At 59.3% G+C, this 15,383-nt stretch carries 13 protein-coding genes; 2 read left to right on the top strand and 11 right to left on the bottom strand.

Going from position 1 to position 15,383, the window contains the following annotated elements; translation table 11 throughout:
• Positions 1-83: 83 nt before the first annotated feature.
• From motD to flhA, 10 genes are all read right to left on the bottom strand, one after another.
• Positions 84-941: a flagellar motor protein MotD gene (gene motD, locus AC3B5Q_RS07630; RefSeq protein ID WP_021785199.1), complete on the bottom strand. Its 858-nt coding sequence runs from the start codon at positions 939-941 to the stop codon at positions 84-86.
• 3 nt (positions 942-944) lie between these two features.
• Positions 945-1,685, bottom strand: a complete 741-nt coding sequence (locus tag AC3B5Q_RS07625) for a flagellar motor protein (RefSeq protein WP_003254399.1) — start codon at positions 1,683-1,685, stop codon at positions 945-947.
• Entirely contained in the window at positions 1,685-2,797 is a 1,113-nt protein-coding gene (locus AC3B5Q_RS07620; protein WP_021785198.1) for a protein-glutamate methylesterase/protein-glutamine glutaminase, read from the bottom strand. The genes AC3B5Q_RS07625 and AC3B5Q_RS07620 overlap by 1 nt, the downstream gene beginning before the upstream one ends.
• 46 nt (positions 2,798-2,843) lie before the next feature.
• Positions 2,844-5,081: a chemotaxis protein CheA gene (locus tag AC3B5Q_RS07615; protein ID WP_028698237.1), complete on the bottom strand. Its 2,238-nt coding sequence runs from the start codon at positions 5,079-5,081 to the stop codon at positions 2,844-2,846.
• Between the two features lie 12 nt (positions 5,082-5,093).
• Positions 5,094-5,882 carry a protein phosphatase CheZ gene (locus AC3B5Q_RS07610; RefSeq protein WP_021785196.1) on the bottom strand — a complete coding sequence of 263 codons (789 nt, stop codon included), beginning with the start codon at positions 5,880-5,882 and terminating at the stop codon, positions 5,094-5,096.
• Between the two features lie 22 nt (positions 5,883-5,904).
• Positions 5,905-6,279 (bottom strand): chemotaxis response regulator CheY, encoded by a 375-nt coding sequence (locus AC3B5Q_RS07605; RefSeq protein ID WP_023663319.1) that lies wholly within the window; start codon positions 6,277-6,279, stop codon positions 5,905-5,907.
• A 107-nt stretch (positions 6,280-6,386) separates the two neighbouring features.
• Entirely contained in the window at positions 6,387-7,127 is a 741-nt protein-coding gene (fliA, locus tag AC3B5Q_RS07600; protein ID WP_021785194.1) for an RNA polymerase sigma factor FliA, read from the bottom strand.
• Positions 7,124-7,957, bottom strand: coding sequence for a flagellar synthesis regulator FleN (gene fleN / locus AC3B5Q_RS07595; RefSeq protein ID WP_021785193.1), 834 nt, complete (start codon positions 7,955-7,957; stop codon positions 7,124-7,126). Before fleN ends, fliA begins: the two co-directional genes overlap by 4 nt.
• Before the next feature lie 93 nt (positions 7,958-8,050).
• Positions 8,051-9,358, bottom strand: coding sequence for a flagellar biosynthesis GTPase FlhF (gene flhF, locus AC3B5Q_RS07590; protein ID WP_021785192.1), 1,308 nt, complete (start codon positions 9,356-9,358; stop codon positions 8,051-8,053).
• 11 nt (positions 9,359-9,369) lie between these two features.
• The gene (gene flhA / locus AC3B5Q_RS07585; RefSeq protein ID WP_021785191.1) at positions 9,370-11,499 is read right to left on the bottom strand and encodes a flagellar biosynthesis protein FlhA; all 2,130 of its coding nucleotides are present in this window, start codon (positions 11,497-11,499) and stop codon (positions 9,370-9,372) included.
• 413 nt (positions 11,500-11,912) lie between these two features.
• Between flhA and AC3B5Q_RS07580 the strand changes: the two genes are divergently transcribed.
• Positions 11,913-12,608 (top strand): GntR family transcriptional regulator, encoded by a 696-nt coding sequence (locus AC3B5Q_RS07580; RefSeq protein WP_275967127.1) that lies wholly within the window; start codon positions 11,913-11,915, stop codon positions 12,606-12,608.
• Here AC3B5Q_RS07580 and AC3B5Q_RS07575 read toward each other — a convergent pair.
• A complete protein-coding gene (locus tag AC3B5Q_RS07575; protein ID WP_275967126.1) occupies positions 12,603-13,661 on the bottom strand; it encodes a D-alanine--D-alanine ligase family protein in 1,059 nt (352 codons plus the stop codon). The two genes, AC3B5Q_RS07580 and AC3B5Q_RS07575, sit on opposite strands and share 6 nt — an antisense overlap.
• Before the next feature lie 93 nt (positions 13,662-13,754).
• Here AC3B5Q_RS07575 and AC3B5Q_RS07570 point away from each other — a divergent pair, with 93 nt between their 5' ends.
• Positions 13,755-15,383 (top strand): B12-binding domain/radical SAM domain-containing protein, encoded by a 1,629-nt coding sequence (locus AC3B5Q_RS07570; protein WP_103469886.1) that lies wholly within the window; start codon positions 13,755-13,757, stop codon positions 15,381-15,383.

Here is a 15,383-nt window from a genome sequence, read left to right as displayed (position 1 = left end):
TGGCTTCGCGGGCACGCCCGCTCCCACAGGGTACGGCGGCACATTCAAAATCGTGTTCATATCAGCGACGGGGAATTGACGAATCACTGCCCCACCACCGTTGCTGGCGTTGCTGGTGCACTTTGTGTGCCAGCCCTGCGTAACGCGGCATCCGGTGTGGCATTGGCACTGCCCGAGCCTGTCAGGCTGCGGCGCACTTCCAGGTTACGGGAAATCACCAGCACAACCCGACGGTTGCGTGCGCGCCCTTCGGCGGTATCATTGCTGGCCACCGGCTGGTACTCGCCGTAGCCCACCGAGGCCATGCGTGCCGGGTTGACACCCTCCATGGCCAGCAGGCGCACGATGCTGGCCGCGCGCGCCGAGGACAACTCCCAGTTGGTGGGGTACTGCGCGGTGCGGATCGGCAGGTTGTCGGTGAAGCCTTCGACGTGCACCGGGTTGGCGAACGGCTTGAGGATGTTGGCCACCTTCTCGATGATCGCAAATGCCTTGTCACTGGGCATCGCATCACCACTGCCAAACAGCAGCGACGAATTGAGCTCGATCTCGATCCACAGTTCGTTGCCGCGCACAGTCATCTGGTCGCTTTTGATCAGGTCGCCAAAGGCATCGCGCACGTCATTGCTGATGGTTTTCAACGGGTCGGCATTGGTCGCCGCCAGGCCCGCTTCGGTCTGCTCGCTGTCTTTGACCAGCGGTTCGGCCGGGCGCACGCTCAGCGGCTGCTCATCGCCAATCGGGATCGGCTTCATGCTGCGCTCGGGGTCGTTGAATACCCCGAGCAAGGCCTGGGAAATAACTTTGTACTTGCCCTCGTTGATCGAGGAAATCGAATACATCACGACGAAAAAGGCGAACAGCAACGTGATGAAGTCGGCGTACGACACCAGCCAGCGCTCGTGGTTTTCGTGTTCCTCGGTATGACGACGGCGACGCATGGGTTACTCCATGAAGCCTTGCAGCTTCAACTCGATCGAGCGCGGGTTTTCACCTTCGGCAATCGACAGCAGGCCTTCGAGCAGCATTTCGCGGTAGCGCGACTGGCGCATGACGATGGCCTTGAGCTTGCTGGCAACCGGCAATAGCACAAGGTTGGCACTGGCCACACCGTAAATGGTGGCGACAAAGGCCACGGCAATGCCATTGCCCAGTTGCGACGGGTCGGCCAGATTGCCCATCACGTGGATAAGGCCCATGACCGCACCGATGATGCCGATGGTCGGCGCATAGCCGCCCATGCTTTCGAATACCTTGGCTGCCTGGATGTCACGGCCTTCCTGGGTAAGGAAGTCGACCTCGAGGATGCTGCGGATGGCTTCCGGCTCTGCGCCGTCCACCAGCAGTTGCAGGCCCTTGCGCGCATACGGGTCGGGCTCGCTGTCAGCTACCCCTTCCAGGCCCAGCAAGCCTTCTTTGCGAGCGGTCAGGCTCCAGTTCACCACGCGGTCGATACCGCCCGCCAGGTCGACCCGCGGTGGAAACAGGATCCAACGTAAAATCTGCAAGGCGCGCTTGAACGACGACAGCGGCGACTGCAACAACGCCGCCGCCAGGGTACCACCCAGCACGATCAGAGCCGCCGGGCCATTGACCAGAGCACCGACATGACCGCCTTCAAGAAAGTTGCCACCGACGATGGCAACGAAAGCCAGGATCAAACCGATCAGGCTGAGGACGTCCATCAGACGCACGCCTCCACCAGGTGCTTGCCAATTTCGTCCAGGCTGTACACGGCATCAGCCAGGTTGGCCTTGACGATGGCCATGGGCATGCCATAAATCACGCAACTGGCTTCATCCTGGGCCCACACCGTGCTGCCACCCTGCTTGAGCAGGCGCGCGCCTTCGCGGCCATCGGCGCCCATGCCGGTAAGCACTACCGACAATACCTTGTCACCATAAGACTTGGCCGCCGAACCGAAGGTGATGTCCACGCAGGGTTTGTAGTTCAGGCGCTCGTCGCCGGGCAGGATCTTCACCGTACCACGGCCATCGATCATCATCTGCTTGCCGCCGGGGGCCAGCAGGGCCAGGCCCGGGCGCAGCATGTCGCCGTCCTCGGCCTCCTTGACGCTGATGCGGCACAGCTTGTCCAGGCGTTCGGCAAACGCTTTTGTGAAGGCCGCCGGCATGTGCTGGATCAACACGATCGGCGCCGGGAAATTGGCCGGCAGTTGGGTCAGTACCCGCTGCAGTGCCACCGGCCCCCCCGTGGAGGTACCGATGGCCACCAGTTTGTAGGGTTTGCGCTTGGGTGCCGGCGACTGCGAGGCTGCCGCTGTCGGGGCCGCTGCACGGGCAGGCGCAGCCGGGCGTGCCTGCGCCTGGCTGGTGAAGGTGCTGGCGGGCGCTGGCGCGGCGACCGGCGCCGTTCTGGCATAGCTGCCGATCCGGCGGTTGCTGCGCGAAATGGTGTGTACCTTCTCGCACAGCAGCTGCTTGACCTTGTCAGGGTTGCGCGAGATGTCCTCGAAGTTTTTCGGCAGGTAGTCCACGGCGCCGGCATCCAGCGCGTCGAGGGTGACACGGGCGCCTTCATGGGTAAGCGACGAGAACATCAACACGGGCGTCGGGCAGCGCTGCATGATGTGCCGCACTGCGGTGATGCCATCCATCATGGGCATTTCGTAGTCCATGGTGATCACATCGGGCTTGAGCGCCAGCGCCTGGTCGATTGCTTCCTTGCCGTTGGTCGCGGTCCCCACGACCTGGATCGTTGGATCCGCCGAGAGGATTTCCGAGACACGGCGGCGGAAGAAACCAGAATCATCCACCACCAGGACCTTGACTGCCATAAACACTCCATTAGGCGGCGCAACCCGCCAGGGCGCGCCACCGAAATCAAATACGCCGCGCGGCGTAACGCTTGAGCATGCTCGGGACGTCGAGAATCAACGCGATGCGACCGTCGCCAGTGATGGTGGCCCCGGACATGCCCGGGGTGCCCTGCAGCATCTTGCCCAGCGGCTTGATGACCACTTCTTCCTGGCCAACCAGTTGGTCGACGACAAAGCCGATGCGCTGGGTGCCGACCGACAGAATCACCACGTGGCCCTCGTGCTGCTCTTCGTGCACCTGGCCCTGGACCAGCCAGCGCTTGAGGTAGAACAGTGGCAGCGCCTTGTCGCGCACGATCACCACTTCCTGCCCGTCGACCACGTTGGTGCGCGACAGGTCGAGGTGGAAGATCTCGTTGACGTTGACCAGCGGGAAGGCAAACGCCTGGTTGCCCAGCATCACCATCAGGGTGGGCATGATTGCCAGGGTCAGCGGCACCTTGATGACGATCTTGGAGCCCTGGCCCTTGGCCGAGAAAATGTTGATCGAGCCGTTGAGCTGGGAGATCTTGGTTTTCACCACGTCCATGCCCACGCCACGCCCGGACACATCGGAAATCTCGGTCTTGGTCGAGAAGCCCGGGGCGAAGATCAGGTTGTAGCAGTCCGACTCGCTCAGGCGCTCGGCAGCGTCCTTGTCCATCAGGCCCTTTTCCACCGCCTTGGCGCGCAGGATGTTGGGGTCCATGCCCTTGCCGTCGTCCGAGATCGACAGCAGGATGTGGTCACCTTCCTGTTCGGCCGACAGTACTACGCGGCCGGTACGCGCCTTGCCAGAAGCTTCACGCTCGTCGGGCATCTCGATACCGTGGTCGACAGCATTGCGCACCAAGTGCACCAATGGGTCGGCCAAGGCTTCTACGAGGTTCTTGTCAAGGTCGGTCTCTTCGCCGACCAGCTCCAGGTTGATCTCTTTCTTCAGCTGGCGCGCCAGGTCACGGACCAGGCGCGGGAAGCGGCCGAAGACTTTCTTGATCGGCTGCATGCGGGTTTTCATCACCGCGGTCTGCAGGTCAGCGGTGACCACGTCGAGGTTGGACACGGCCTTGGACATGGCCTCATCGCCGCTGTTCAGGCCCAGGCGCACCAAGCGGTTACGCACCAGCACCAGTTCGCCGACCATGTTCATGATCTCGTCCAGGCGCGCGGTATCGACGCGCACCGTGGTTTCTGCTTCGCTGGCAGCATGCTTTTCGGCGGCCGGGGCCGGCGCGCGAGGCGCCGCGGCAGGTTTGCTGGCCGGCGAAGGCGCTGGTGCGGCGGCTGGCTTGGCCACCGGCTGGCTTTCGGCCTTGGCGGCAGCCGGCGCTTGCGCCTGGACAGCAGCCGGGGCTTCTACAGCGGCAACATCGCCACCGAACTTGCCCTTGCCGTGCAACTGGTCCAGCAGGGCTTCGAATTCGTGCTCGCTGATTTCATCGCTGTTTGCGCTGCTGTCTGGCACGGCAGGCGCTGGCGCCTGGGTGGCTGGCAAGGCATCGACCTGGAAGGTGCCCTTGCCATGCAGTTGGTCGAGCAGCGATTCGAATTCGGCGTCGGTGATTTCATCACTGGTCGCTTCGCTGCTGACGGCAACCGGCGGCGCCGCAACCTCGACACTGAACTGGCCCTTGCCGTGCAACTGGTCGAGCAGCGACTCGAACTCGGCGTCGGTGATTTCATCACCAGCACCGCTGACGGTCTCGCCCTGCATCTGCTCGTCGGCCGCTGCTTGCGCCTTGACCGCATCGAGCGAATCGAGCAACTGCTCGAACTCGCTGTCAGTGATGTCCTGGTGCTGCTCGTCGGCATCGGCCGATGCCGCAACCGCCACGTCGGCAACCGGTGCCGGCGCTGCAACAGCTTCGGCTCCGCCAGGTTCGGCCAGGCGCGCCAACGCCGCCAGCAGCTCGGGGGTGGCCGGCGTCACTTCGGAACGCTCGCGCACCTGGCCAAACATGCTGTTCACTGTATCCAGTGCCTCGAGCACCACATCCATCAGTTCCGCATCGACCCGGCGCTCACCTTTGCGCAGGACGTCGAACACGTTCTCGGCGATATGGCAGCACTCAACCAGCTCGTTCAGCTGAAGGAAGCCGGCGCCCCCTTTTACAGTGTGGAAACCGCGAAAGATCGCATTGAGCAGGTCGGCATCGTCAGGTCGGCTTTCCAGCTCGACCAGTTGCTCGGACAATTGCTCAAGAATTTCGCCGGCTTCTACCAGGAAATCCTGGAGGATTTCTTCATCGGCGCCGAAGCTCATCAAACGTGCTCCTTAAAAACCAAGGCTGGACAGCAGATCATCGACATCGTCCTGACCGGACACGACGTCTTCACGCTTATCGGCATGAATCTGCGGACCTTCACCCCGAGTCGGATGTTTTTCTCGATCTTTTTCTGCACGCAATTGATCGTGATCATGGTTTATACCGGCAAAGCGGTCGACCTGGCTGGCCATCAGCACCAGCTTGAGCAGATTGCTCTCCACCTCGGTCACCAGTGTGGTGACGCGTTTGATCACCTGGCCGGTCAGGTCCTGATAGTCCTGGGCCAGCAAAATGTCATTGAGGTGCCCGGCAACCTTTCGGTTACCCTCGGCGCTGTGCGTCAGGAAACTGTCGACTCGCTTGACCAGATCACGAAATTCCGGCGCAGCCACTTCGCGGCGCATGAAACGCTGCCAGTCGGTACTCAGGGCCTTGGCCTCGCTGGCCAGTTCATTGAGCACCGGCGTGCTTTCCTCGACCAGATCCATGGTGCGGTTGGCCGCGCCCTCGGTGAGCTTGACCACATAGGACAGGCGCTCGGTGGCGTCGGTAATCTGCGACACCTCTTCTGCCTGCGGCATGGTGGGGTCGATCTGGAAACTGACGATGGCACTGTGCAGCTCGCGAGTCAGCTTGCCGACTTCCTGATACAGGCCGCGGTCGCGGGTCTGGTTCAGCTCGTGAATCAGCTGCACCGCCTCGCCGAAACGGCCCCGTTCCAGGCTTTCGACCAACTCCTGGGCATGCTTCTTCAGGGTCGATTCGAACTCGCCCAAAGACGTTTGTGATGAATCCATGACGCGCCCCCCGTAACGTGACTCAGCCGTTGACGCGTTCGAAGATCTTCTCGATCTTCTCTTTGAGCACCTGAGCGGTGAACGGCTTGACCACATAACCATTGACGCCGGCCTGGGCCGCTTCAATGATCTGGTCGCGCTTGGCTTCAGCAGTCACCATCAGTACCGGCATGCTTTTCAGCTTGTCACTGGCACGCACTTTACGCAGCAGGTCGATGCCGGACATGCCCGGCATGTTCCAGTCGGTTACCAGGAAGTCGTAGTGACCGTTCTCCAGCATTGGCAACGCCGTGGTGCCGTCATCGGCTTCCTCGGTGTTGGTGAAACCCAGGTCACGCAACAGGTTCTTGATGATCCGCCGCATCGTCGAAAAGTCGTCAACGATGAGGATTTTCATGTTCTTGTCCAATTAGACCTCCAAGCAGTCTCAAACGCGCTCGGCCTACCGAGCACGCACTCATTCAATTCGGTACAACGTGGAAAACGACTGCAACGACAGCGGGCTCAACGCGCCCGCCATTCCCCCAGGCGGCTACGCAGGCGCGCGGCACACTGGCTGTGCAACTGGCTGACCCGCGACTCGCTGACACCAAGCACCTCACCGATTTCCTTGAGATTCAGCTCTTCGTCGTAGTACAGCGCCAGCACCAGGCGCTCACGCTCCGGCAGGTTGGCGATAGCCTCGGTCAGGGCAGCCTGGAAGCGGTCCTCTTCCAGCCCCCGCGCAGGTTCGACCTGGCCACTGGCGCCATCCTCATGCAGCCCTTCGTGCTCACCGTCCTGCAACAGGTCGTCGAAGCTGAACAGGCGGCTGCCCAGGGTATCGTTCAAGATCCCGTAGTAATCATCGAGACTCAATTGGAGTTCGGCAGCAACTTCATGATCTTTAGCGTCACGGCCTGTTCTGGCTTCAACCGCACGCATCGCGTCACTGACCATACGGGTGTTTCGGTGTACCGAACGCGGCGCCCAGTCACCTTTGCGCACTTCGTCCAGCATGGCCCCGCGGATGCGGATGCCAGCATAGGTTTCAAAGCTGGCGCCCTTGCTGGCGTCGTATTTGTTAGCCACTTCCAGCAGCCCGATCATGCCGGCCTGGATCAGGTCTTCGACCTGCACATTGGCCGGCAAGCGCGCCAGCAGGTGGTAGGCGATGCGCTTGACCAGCGGGGCGTAGCGTTCGATCAGCTCGTACTGGGCGTCCTTCGACGCCCGGCTGTACATCTTGAAACCGCTGGCGTTCATAGCACGGGTCCCGCGCTGGTGGGTTGCACCAAGCGCTCGACAAAGAACTCCAGATGGCCGCGCGGGTTGGCCGGTAGCGGCCAGCTATCGACCTTCTGGGCAATCGCCTTGAAAGCCAGCGCACACTTGGAGCGAGGGAAGGCTTCGTAGACGGCACGCTGCTTCTGTACCGCCTTGCGCACGCACTCGTCGTACGGCACGGCACCCACGTATTGCAGGGCAACGTCAAGGAAGCGGTCGGTGACCTTGGTCAGCTTGGCAAACAGGTTGCGCCCTTCCTGCGGGCTCTGCGCCATGTTGGCCAACACACGGAAACGGTTCATGCCGTAGTCACGATTGAGCAGCTTGATCAACGCGTAGGCATCGGTAATCGAGGTAGGTTCATCACACACCACCAACAGCACTTCCTGGGCGGCGCGAACGAAGCTGACCACCGAGTCACCGATACCCGCAGCGGTATCGATCACCAACACATCGAGGTTGTCGCCGATCTCGCTGAACGCCTGGATCAGCCCGGCGTGCTGGGCTGGGGCCAGGTGCACCATGCTCTGGGTGCCCGAGGCTGCCGGCACGATGCGCACACCGCCAGGGCCCTGCAGCATCACGTCACGCAGTTCGCAACGCCCTTCAATGACATCGGCGAGAGTACGTTTGGGGGCAAGGCCCAGCAACACGTCGACATTAGCCAGGCCCAGGTCGGCGTCCAGCAGCATGACCCTGCGGCCAAGCTCGGCCAGCGCCAGGGACAAGTTCACTGAAACGTTAGTCTTGCCGACGCCACCTTTGCCGCCGGTCACGGCGATCACCTGTACGGGATGCATGCTACCCATGTCTGTTCTTTACCTTGTCTCGCTGGGACTCAGGCCACACGTAGGGCAATTCTGCGTGCCCCTTGGCATAGCTACTTTGCACACGCTTCATGGTCAACCCGCTCGCCGTGGGTTGTGATAGAGATCAGCGAACATGTCGGCCATGGCCTCTTCGCTGGGCTCGTCCTGCTGCTGCACATTCACCGCGCGCGAAACCAACTGGTGGCCCCGCGGCAAGTGCAAGTCGTCAGGAATGCGTGGCCCATCGGTAAGATAGGCCACTGGCAGTTCATGACTGATGGCAAGACTCAACACATCGCCAAGGCTTGCCGTTTCATCGAGCTTGGTCAGGATGCAGCCGGCCAGGCCACAGCGTTTGTAGCTGTGGTAGGCGGCGGTCAGCACCTGCTTCTGGCTGGTGGTGGCCAGCACCAGATAGTTCTTCGCGGCAATGCCACGCCCGGCCAAGGTTTCCAGTTGCATGCGCAGCGCAGGGTCGCTGGCCTGCAGGCCGGCAGTATCGATCAGCACCACGCGCTTGCGCAGCAGAGGCTCCAGCGCTGCTGCCAGCGACTGGCCCGGGTCGACGTACGTCACCGGCACGTTGAGGATGCGGCCCAGGGTCTTGAGCTGCTCCTGGGCGCCGATACGGAAGCTGTCCATGCTCACCAGCGCCAGATTCTGCGCGCCGTACTTGAGCACGTAGCGCGCGGCCAGCTTGGCCAGGGTGGTGGTCTTGCCCATACCCGCCGGGCCGACCACGGCGATCACGCCGCCCTCTTCGATCGGCTCGATTTCAGGTATTTCGATCATCCGCGCCAAGTGAGCCAGCAGCATGCGCCAGGCCTGGCGCGGCTCTTCGATCTCGGCGGTCAGGTCCAGCAGCTCGCGGGCGATCGGCCCCGACAGGCCGATGCGTTGCAGGCGGCGCCAAATGTTGGCCTGCTGCGGCTTGCTGCCCTGCAGCTGATTCCAGGCCAGCGAACCGAGTTGCACTTCCAGCAACTCGCGCAGGCCCGACAGCTCGGAACGCATGGCATCGAACAGGCGCGGATCAACCGGTGCAGCAGCCGGTGCGGCAGCAGCCTCGGGAGCCTCGACATGCGGCTCGATCAACGGTTCGGCAGCGGTCAAAGATTGCCCGGCGAACAATTGACGGTTGTTGTCGCTGCTGTCCTGACGGTGGTCCAGCTCGGCCTGGGCACTGGCAATGCGCGTATGGGTCTTGCGCAGTTCTTCTTCCAGCTCGGCGTTGGGCACACGCGGGGCCAGGGCGGACAGCTTGTAGTCCAGCGCGGCCGTCAGTTCGACACCACCGGCAATGCGACGGTTGCCAATGATCGCGGCATCGGCGCCCAGCTCGTCACGGACCAGCTTCATGGCCTGACGCATATCGGCGGCGAAAAATCGCTTAACTTGCATTATCCCCTACCTCAGCCGTTAGGGCCCACGGTGGCAACGATGGTGACTTGCTTGTTGTCAGGTATTTCCTGATACGCCAGAACATGCAAATTCGGTACAGCCAGGCGACCGAAACGCGACAACATGGCGCGTATCGGGCCGGCGACCAAAAGGATGGCCGGCTGACCCTGCATTTCCTGGCGCTGGGCCGCCTCGATCAGCGAACGTTGCAGCTTCTCGGCCATGCTAGGTTCCAGAAGAACACCATCTTCCTGACCCTGCCCGGCCCTTTGCAGACTATTCAGCAAAATCTGTTCCAACCTTGGCTCCAGGGTAATCACTGGCAGCTCCGACTCAACGCCGACAATGCTTTGCACGATGGCACGACACAATCCGACGCGCACTGCCGCCACCAGTGCGGCGGTATCTTGACTCTTGCCGGCGTTGTTCGCGATGGCCTCGGCAATACTGCGAATATCGCGCACTGGCACCTGTTCAGACAACAGTGCTTGCAGCACCTTGAGCAGCCCCGACAAGGAAATGACACCCGGCACCAGCTCTTCTGCAAGTTTAGGCGATGCCTTGGCAAGTACTTGCAGCAGTTGCTGAACCTCTTCGTGACCGATCAGCTCGTGGCAATGTTTCTGCAGGATCTGGTTGAGGTGGGTGGCCACCACGGTGCTGGCATCGACCACGGTGTAGCCCAGCGACTGCGCCTGGGAACGCTGGCCAACATCGATCCACACCGCCTCCAGGCCAAACGCCGGATCGCGCGCGGCAATACCGTTCAGGGTGCCGAACACCTGCCCCGGGTTGATTGCCAGTTCGCGGTCCGGATAGATCTCCGCCTCGGCCAGAATCACCCCCATCAGGGTCAGGCGATAGGCGCTGGGTTGCAGGTCGAGGTTGTCACGAATGTGCACGGTGGGCATCAGGAAGCCCAGGTCCTGCGACAGCTTCTTGCGCACGCCCTTGATCCGCGCCAGCAGCTGGCCGCCTTGGTTGCGATCGACCAGCGGGATCAGCCGATAGCCAACCTCCAGGCCGATCATGTCGATGGGGGTGACGTCATCCCAACCCAGTTCCTTGGTTTCCAGCGCGCGTTGTGGCGAGGGCAGCAGGTCCTGCTGGCGCTGCGCCTCTTCCAGGGCTTTGACCTTGGCCTGCTGCTGTTTCTTCCACACCAGGTAGGCGCCCCCACCGGCCAGCAGGCCGAGGCTGAGGAACGCCACGTGCGGCATGCCCGGCACCAGCCCCATGACAATCATCAACCCGCCAGACACTGCCAGGGCCTTGGGCGAATCGAACATCTGCCGATTGATCAGCTTGCCCATGTCCTCGGAGCCCGACGCGCGGGTGACCATGATCGCGGCGGCGGTGGACAGCAGCAGTGATGGCAATTGCGCCACCAAACCGTCACCGATGGTCAGCAAGGCGTACACCTTGCCGGCCTCCGTGAAACTCATGCCGTGCTGCATCATGCCGATCAATATGCCGCCGATCAGGTTGATGAACAGGATCAGCAAGCCGGCGATGGCATCACCGCGCACGAACTTGCTGGCACCGTCCATCGAACCGTAGAACTCGGCCTCCTGCGCCACCTCGGCACGGCGGTGCTTGGCCTGGGCCTGATCGATCAGGCCGGCATTGAGGTCGGCGTCGATGGCCATCTGCTTGCCGGGCATGGCGTCAAGGGTGAAACGCGCACTCACTTCCGAGATACGCCCGGCCCCCTTGGTCACCACCACGAAGTTGATGATCATGAGGATGGCGAACACGACGGCACCGACCACGTAGTTGCCGCCGATCACCACCTCACCGAAGGCCTGGATCACTTTACCGGCAGCGCCGTGGCCCTCCTGGCCATGCAGCATGACCACACGGGTGGACGCCACGTTCAGGGCCAGGCGCAACAAAGTGGCCACCAGCAGGATGGTGGGGAACGCGGCAAAGTCGAGCGGGCGCAGGGCGTATACACACACCAGCAGCACCACGATCGACAGGGCGATGTTGAAGGTGAAGAACACGTCGAGCAGGAACGGCGGTATCGGCAACATCATCATTGCCAACATCACCAGCAGCAACAGCGGCACACCCAGGTTGCCCCGGCCGAGCCCGGCCAGGTTGTTACGGGCGTTGCTGATTAACTGAGTGCGATCCACCGCGAGTCCTCTTGATGCAAAACTTTGACGCCCAGGGGGCGCCTGCGGCTGGCATTGCAAGAAGCTTTCCAACTTTGGCAGACACCCACACGAAAAGATGAACCGGGCGAGCACCACCGCGTTGACGGGTGGCTCATGAGCAGGCAATCACCAAGAAAAACGAGACCTCCCGCCCAATCGCCTCTACGGCAATGGCCCAAGGCTTAAGCTCTTGGAAAGCCACGGAGAGGGTGGCGCCACGACAAAAAAAACTGAGCGACTTGATCATGCAAAAACTCACGGTTTCTATGCGGATGTAGAGAGCCAATGACTACTCAAAGGCATGAACATCATGCCAACTGCTCGATGGTAGCTCTAGTGAGTCTGTGATACCTTCGCCAGCGCTTTTGACTACATCGCTAGACCCGGAGAACATGGTGGCGAACTCTCTCGATAGCTTTATCGTTCCTGACAAACATCGCCATAAAACCGCGATGGATTATGTGGTCGAGTCGCTACGCGAAGGCATACTTTCTGGCGCAATAGCCGAAGGTACGGCTTTGCGCCAAGAAGAGCTAGCCTCGAAATTCGGTTTGAGTCGTATGCCGGTAAGGGACGCCATAAGGCAGTTGGAGGCCGAAGGGCTTGTTACCTACGAAGTCCATAAAGGGGCCTCTGTAGCGATCATGACGATTGAAGACATTGTCGAGATCTATGATATGCGGATCATGGCAGAATGCACCGCCTTGGACTTTGGTTTTGACAACATCGTAGAAAATGATCTGGCGCAGATGTACGAACTTGTATCTACCATGGAGCATGCCACCGACCCGCACCACCTTAGCGAACTCAATGAAAAATTCCATTATTTTCTTTATGCAAAAGCAAAGCGCCCTAGGTTACTTGCATTGATTAAGTCCCTTCATGACTCGGTGGATCGCCATCTTCGTTTTTTGTTAACAAATCTCGACTATCACAAGAAATCGCAACAGGATCATAAAAGCATTTTGAGCGCTTGCGCTGAGGGGGATCGCGAAGCCGCCAAGCACTTTTTAGCCGAGCACCTTGCCGAGGGGCGAGATGCAATCGTTACGTTTCTTGAGAAGCGGCGTCGGCAGGACGTGTCATAAACGTTCTTTAGATGCTGATGAGAGCCCATATTCGACTAGCGCTCCTACCAACTTCAGCGGAGGGTAACCGGAGCACTCAAACATCTTCGGGTACATACTGGCACTCGTAAATCCGGGTAAGGCATTGATCTCATTGAGAATAATTTCACCCACTTCTGTCAAGAAAAAATCCACCCTGGCGTACCCCTTCAGTTCAAGGCATCTAAACGCCTGGACTGATAGAGCCTGGATGCGCGCGACAATGTCAGGTGGCAACAAGCTTGGCACACGAAGACCTGTCACACTGCTGGAATCGTATTTCGCCTGATAATCGTAATAGGCGTGCCCTTCCTTTTTGATTATTTCACCCACCACCGAGGCCATCAAACCCTCCTCAAGTTCGAGCACACCACACTCTATCTCTCTTCCATAGACAGCAGCCTCCACAAGCACCTTTGTGTCCTCTCGTGCTGCAATAGCAAATGCCGCAGCATATTCCAAGGCGTTGGAGACCCTAGATACACCAATCGAGGAGCCCGAAGTGGCGGGCTTTACGAAGAGCGTGCTGCTACCCAGGCACTCAACCAGTTCCTCCCAAGGACGCATGGAGTTCATGGCCAGCCAAGGCCCCACAACAAGTCCGGCAGACTGGACCATTCTCTTTGTGACATCCTTATCCATGGCCATTGCCGAACCTAGCACCCCGGAGCCCACACACGGCAAACCGCACATCGCTGCCAATCCTTGAATTGTTCCATCCTCCCCCCACCGGCCATGCAGTGCCGGGAAAAGCAAATCGATCCCAATCTCCACCGTGCCGCTCTCTTGAGTTGTGTATGAGAGCGAGCGATGGCCAGGACGAATTGAAATCAACGGAGCCGACCGATCAACCGCACCTGGGAACTGGCGCGGCTCTCCTTGATACCTCCAGTTGCCCTCACGATCTATCCCCACACAGTGCACCCTGTGACCGAGAGCCATCAGCGCCGCGTGGATTGTAGCGGCGGAGCGGAGCGCCACTGAGTGCTCTGAGCTCCGCCCCCCAAAAACCAGTGCGATCACATTTTGTTTCATTTCGACAGGCCTCAGTCAGCAGATTTTGGCTACTGTATCCAATATCCAAAAAAAATAACAACGGCATTTGCCGATATTCAGGAATGGAAGAGCATGCCTTTGCAAATCACTAAGGGGGCGACCCTGGGCGAGCGGTTGTCCGCCCCCAAAATCGTCACGCCTCACCTACAGATTCGAGCGATCGCGATCTCTGCGCCGGAATGCATCAGCGGCCACAAATCAGGCAGGGCTTTGAACAGCACTGACCCTGTCAGCCTCTTTAACGCATGCCGCTATGCGGCAAGCCTCGCTAAACAAAGGAAAGGTGCTTGGGGAAACAGCAACTGGGGGCGACTCGACAAAAAGCTCAGAGAGCACTTTTTGCTCATGTACTCACTGGATGACATGCAGCGTTATGAAAATTTAATACAAGCATCTCGACCCAACATTCTATTCATTGGCGCCATGACGCTCTGCATGCCTGGCGCAGTGGAATGTGCAAAAGTCGCTAGAAAAATGTTCGGCGATAGATTACTCATCGTACTGGGTGGGCGGCACGTAAATGAAACGATATACCTTGCTGACGAAAGAAAGAGGCTACCCTCCCTCGTCAAACACCATAGAGCCTCGCCGGGGCGCCTTATCAGAGAGTGTGAAATCCCTCCACTATTTGACGTCATAATTTCCGGAGAGGCGGAAAAATTGATTGCAGAGATTGGCGAACTTTTTAGTCGCTGCAATCAAAGCCCAGCGACGTTCATTGCAGAAAACCTGGATATGACAACTGAAGGGCGATGGATCGCTGACTTCCCACGCATCGATAACACACTTGTAAGTGATGGCGTACCTCTGAAGCGCGACGAATTACCCTCAGTGGTCGGTACATTTGGGGTCACCGCTTCATTTGATGTTTTCGAGGGACGCATGACCTCACATATATTCAGCGATACTGGGCCTGGGTGTATCTATGATTGTAATTTTTGCAGTGAACGCCGCAGCATTGCCGGAAACATCCAGGACATTCAAGGCGCCCCACGACGACTCTACAATCAACTCAACGAGACAGTTAGCGCAGTAATGCAAGATCACCCCAACAAGGGGGCAAGCGCATTCGTCGAAGATTCGATATTCCTTAGCGGTAGCCCAGTCGCAATCACACAGTTGTGTCAATTACTTGAGAAAGCCCCTTTAGAAGTCATTTTCGGAGGCCAATTCACGATCGATCAGATTCTTAGAAAAAAGGACGTTATTCAAAGGCTAGCCAAATGTGGCCTTAGGTATATATTCATCGGACTCGAAACGCTTGAACCACAAGAAATTGGCGGCATGAGCAAAGACGTTGATGGCAATAAACAAACGTGGAAAGACCGATTCTTACAAGCTCTGGACTTTATGGCTGCAAATCATATCGATTGCGGGTGCGCATTACTTTTTGGCTTGGGTGAAGCACATATCAGTCGCCGAAATTTGCTTAATGGACTCATAAAGCTTAAGCAGGAGACAGGACAGCCTCTTACCTTAAGTGCAAACTGGGCGGTCCAGCACCCACTGCGGAGTAGCCGCGAAAGCGAGAATGAAAATTACCTGCGCTGGGGCACTCCCGAAGGTCAACTGCTGGAGTATTTCCATAGATTCGGTGAAGCCTCCCTCGAATATCCCTTATCCAATGTCTGTGCACCTCAGGTTGGCGAAGTTAAAGAAATAATCCTTCTTCTCAATGAGTTCGAGGCAAGCGATGCCTGA

Source organism: Pseudomonas sp. D5(2026), from assembly GCF_057766845.1.
This window is presented reverse-complemented; position numbering and strand designations above follow the sequence as displayed.

What these genes read in the sequence shown, in the direction of transcription:
- motD (WP_021785199.1), bottom strand. Translation starts at nt 941, where the DNA reads ATGCGTCGCCGTCGTCATACCGAGGAACACGAAAACCACGAGCGCTGG.
- AC3B5Q_RS07625 (WP_003254399.1), bottom strand. Translation starts at nt 1,685, where the DNA reads ATGGACGTCCTCAGCCTGATCGGTTTGATCCTGGCTTTCGTTGCCATC.
- fleN (WP_021785193.1), bottom strand. Translation starts at nt 7,957, where the DNA reads ATGGGTAGCATGCATCCCGTACAGGTGATCGCCGTGACCGGCGGCAAA.
- AC3B5Q_RS07620 (WP_021785198.1), bottom strand. Translation starts at nt 2,797, where the DNA reads ATGGCAGTCAAGGTCCTGGTGGTGGATGATTCTGGTTTCTTCCGCCGC.
- AC3B5Q_RS07615 (WP_028698237.1), bottom strand. Translation starts at nt 5,081, where the DNA reads ATGAGCTTCGGCGCCGATGAAGAAATCCTCCAGGATTTCCTGGTAGAA.
- AC3B5Q_RS07605 (WP_023663319.1), bottom strand. Translation starts at nt 6,279, where the DNA reads ATGAAAATCCTCATCGTTGACGACTTTTCGACGATGCGGCGGATCATC.
- fliA (WP_021785194.1), bottom strand. Translation starts at nt 7,127, where the DNA reads ATGAACGCCAGCGGTTTCAAGATGTACAGCCGGGCGTCGAAGGACGCC.
- AC3B5Q_RS07580 (WP_275967127.1), top strand. Translation starts at nt 11,913, where the DNA reads ATGGTGGCGAACTCTCTCGATAGCTTTATCGTTCCTGACAAACATCGC.
- flhF (WP_021785192.1), bottom strand. Translation starts at nt 9,358, where the DNA reads ATGCAAGTTAAGCGATTTTTCGCCGCCGATATGCGTCAGGCCATGAAG.
- AC3B5Q_RS07610 (WP_021785196.1), bottom strand. Translation starts at nt 5,882, where the DNA reads ATGGATTCATCACAAACGTCTTTGGGCGAGTTCGAATCGACCCTGAAG.
- AC3B5Q_RS07575 (WP_275967126.1), bottom strand. Translation starts at nt 13,661, where the DNA reads ATGAAACAAAATGTGATCGCACTGGTTTTTGGGGGGCGGAGCTCAGAG.
- AC3B5Q_RS07570 (WP_103469886.1), top strand. Translation starts at nt 13,755, where the DNA reads ATGCCTTTGCAAATCACTAAGGGGGCGACCCTGGGCGAGCGGTTGTCC.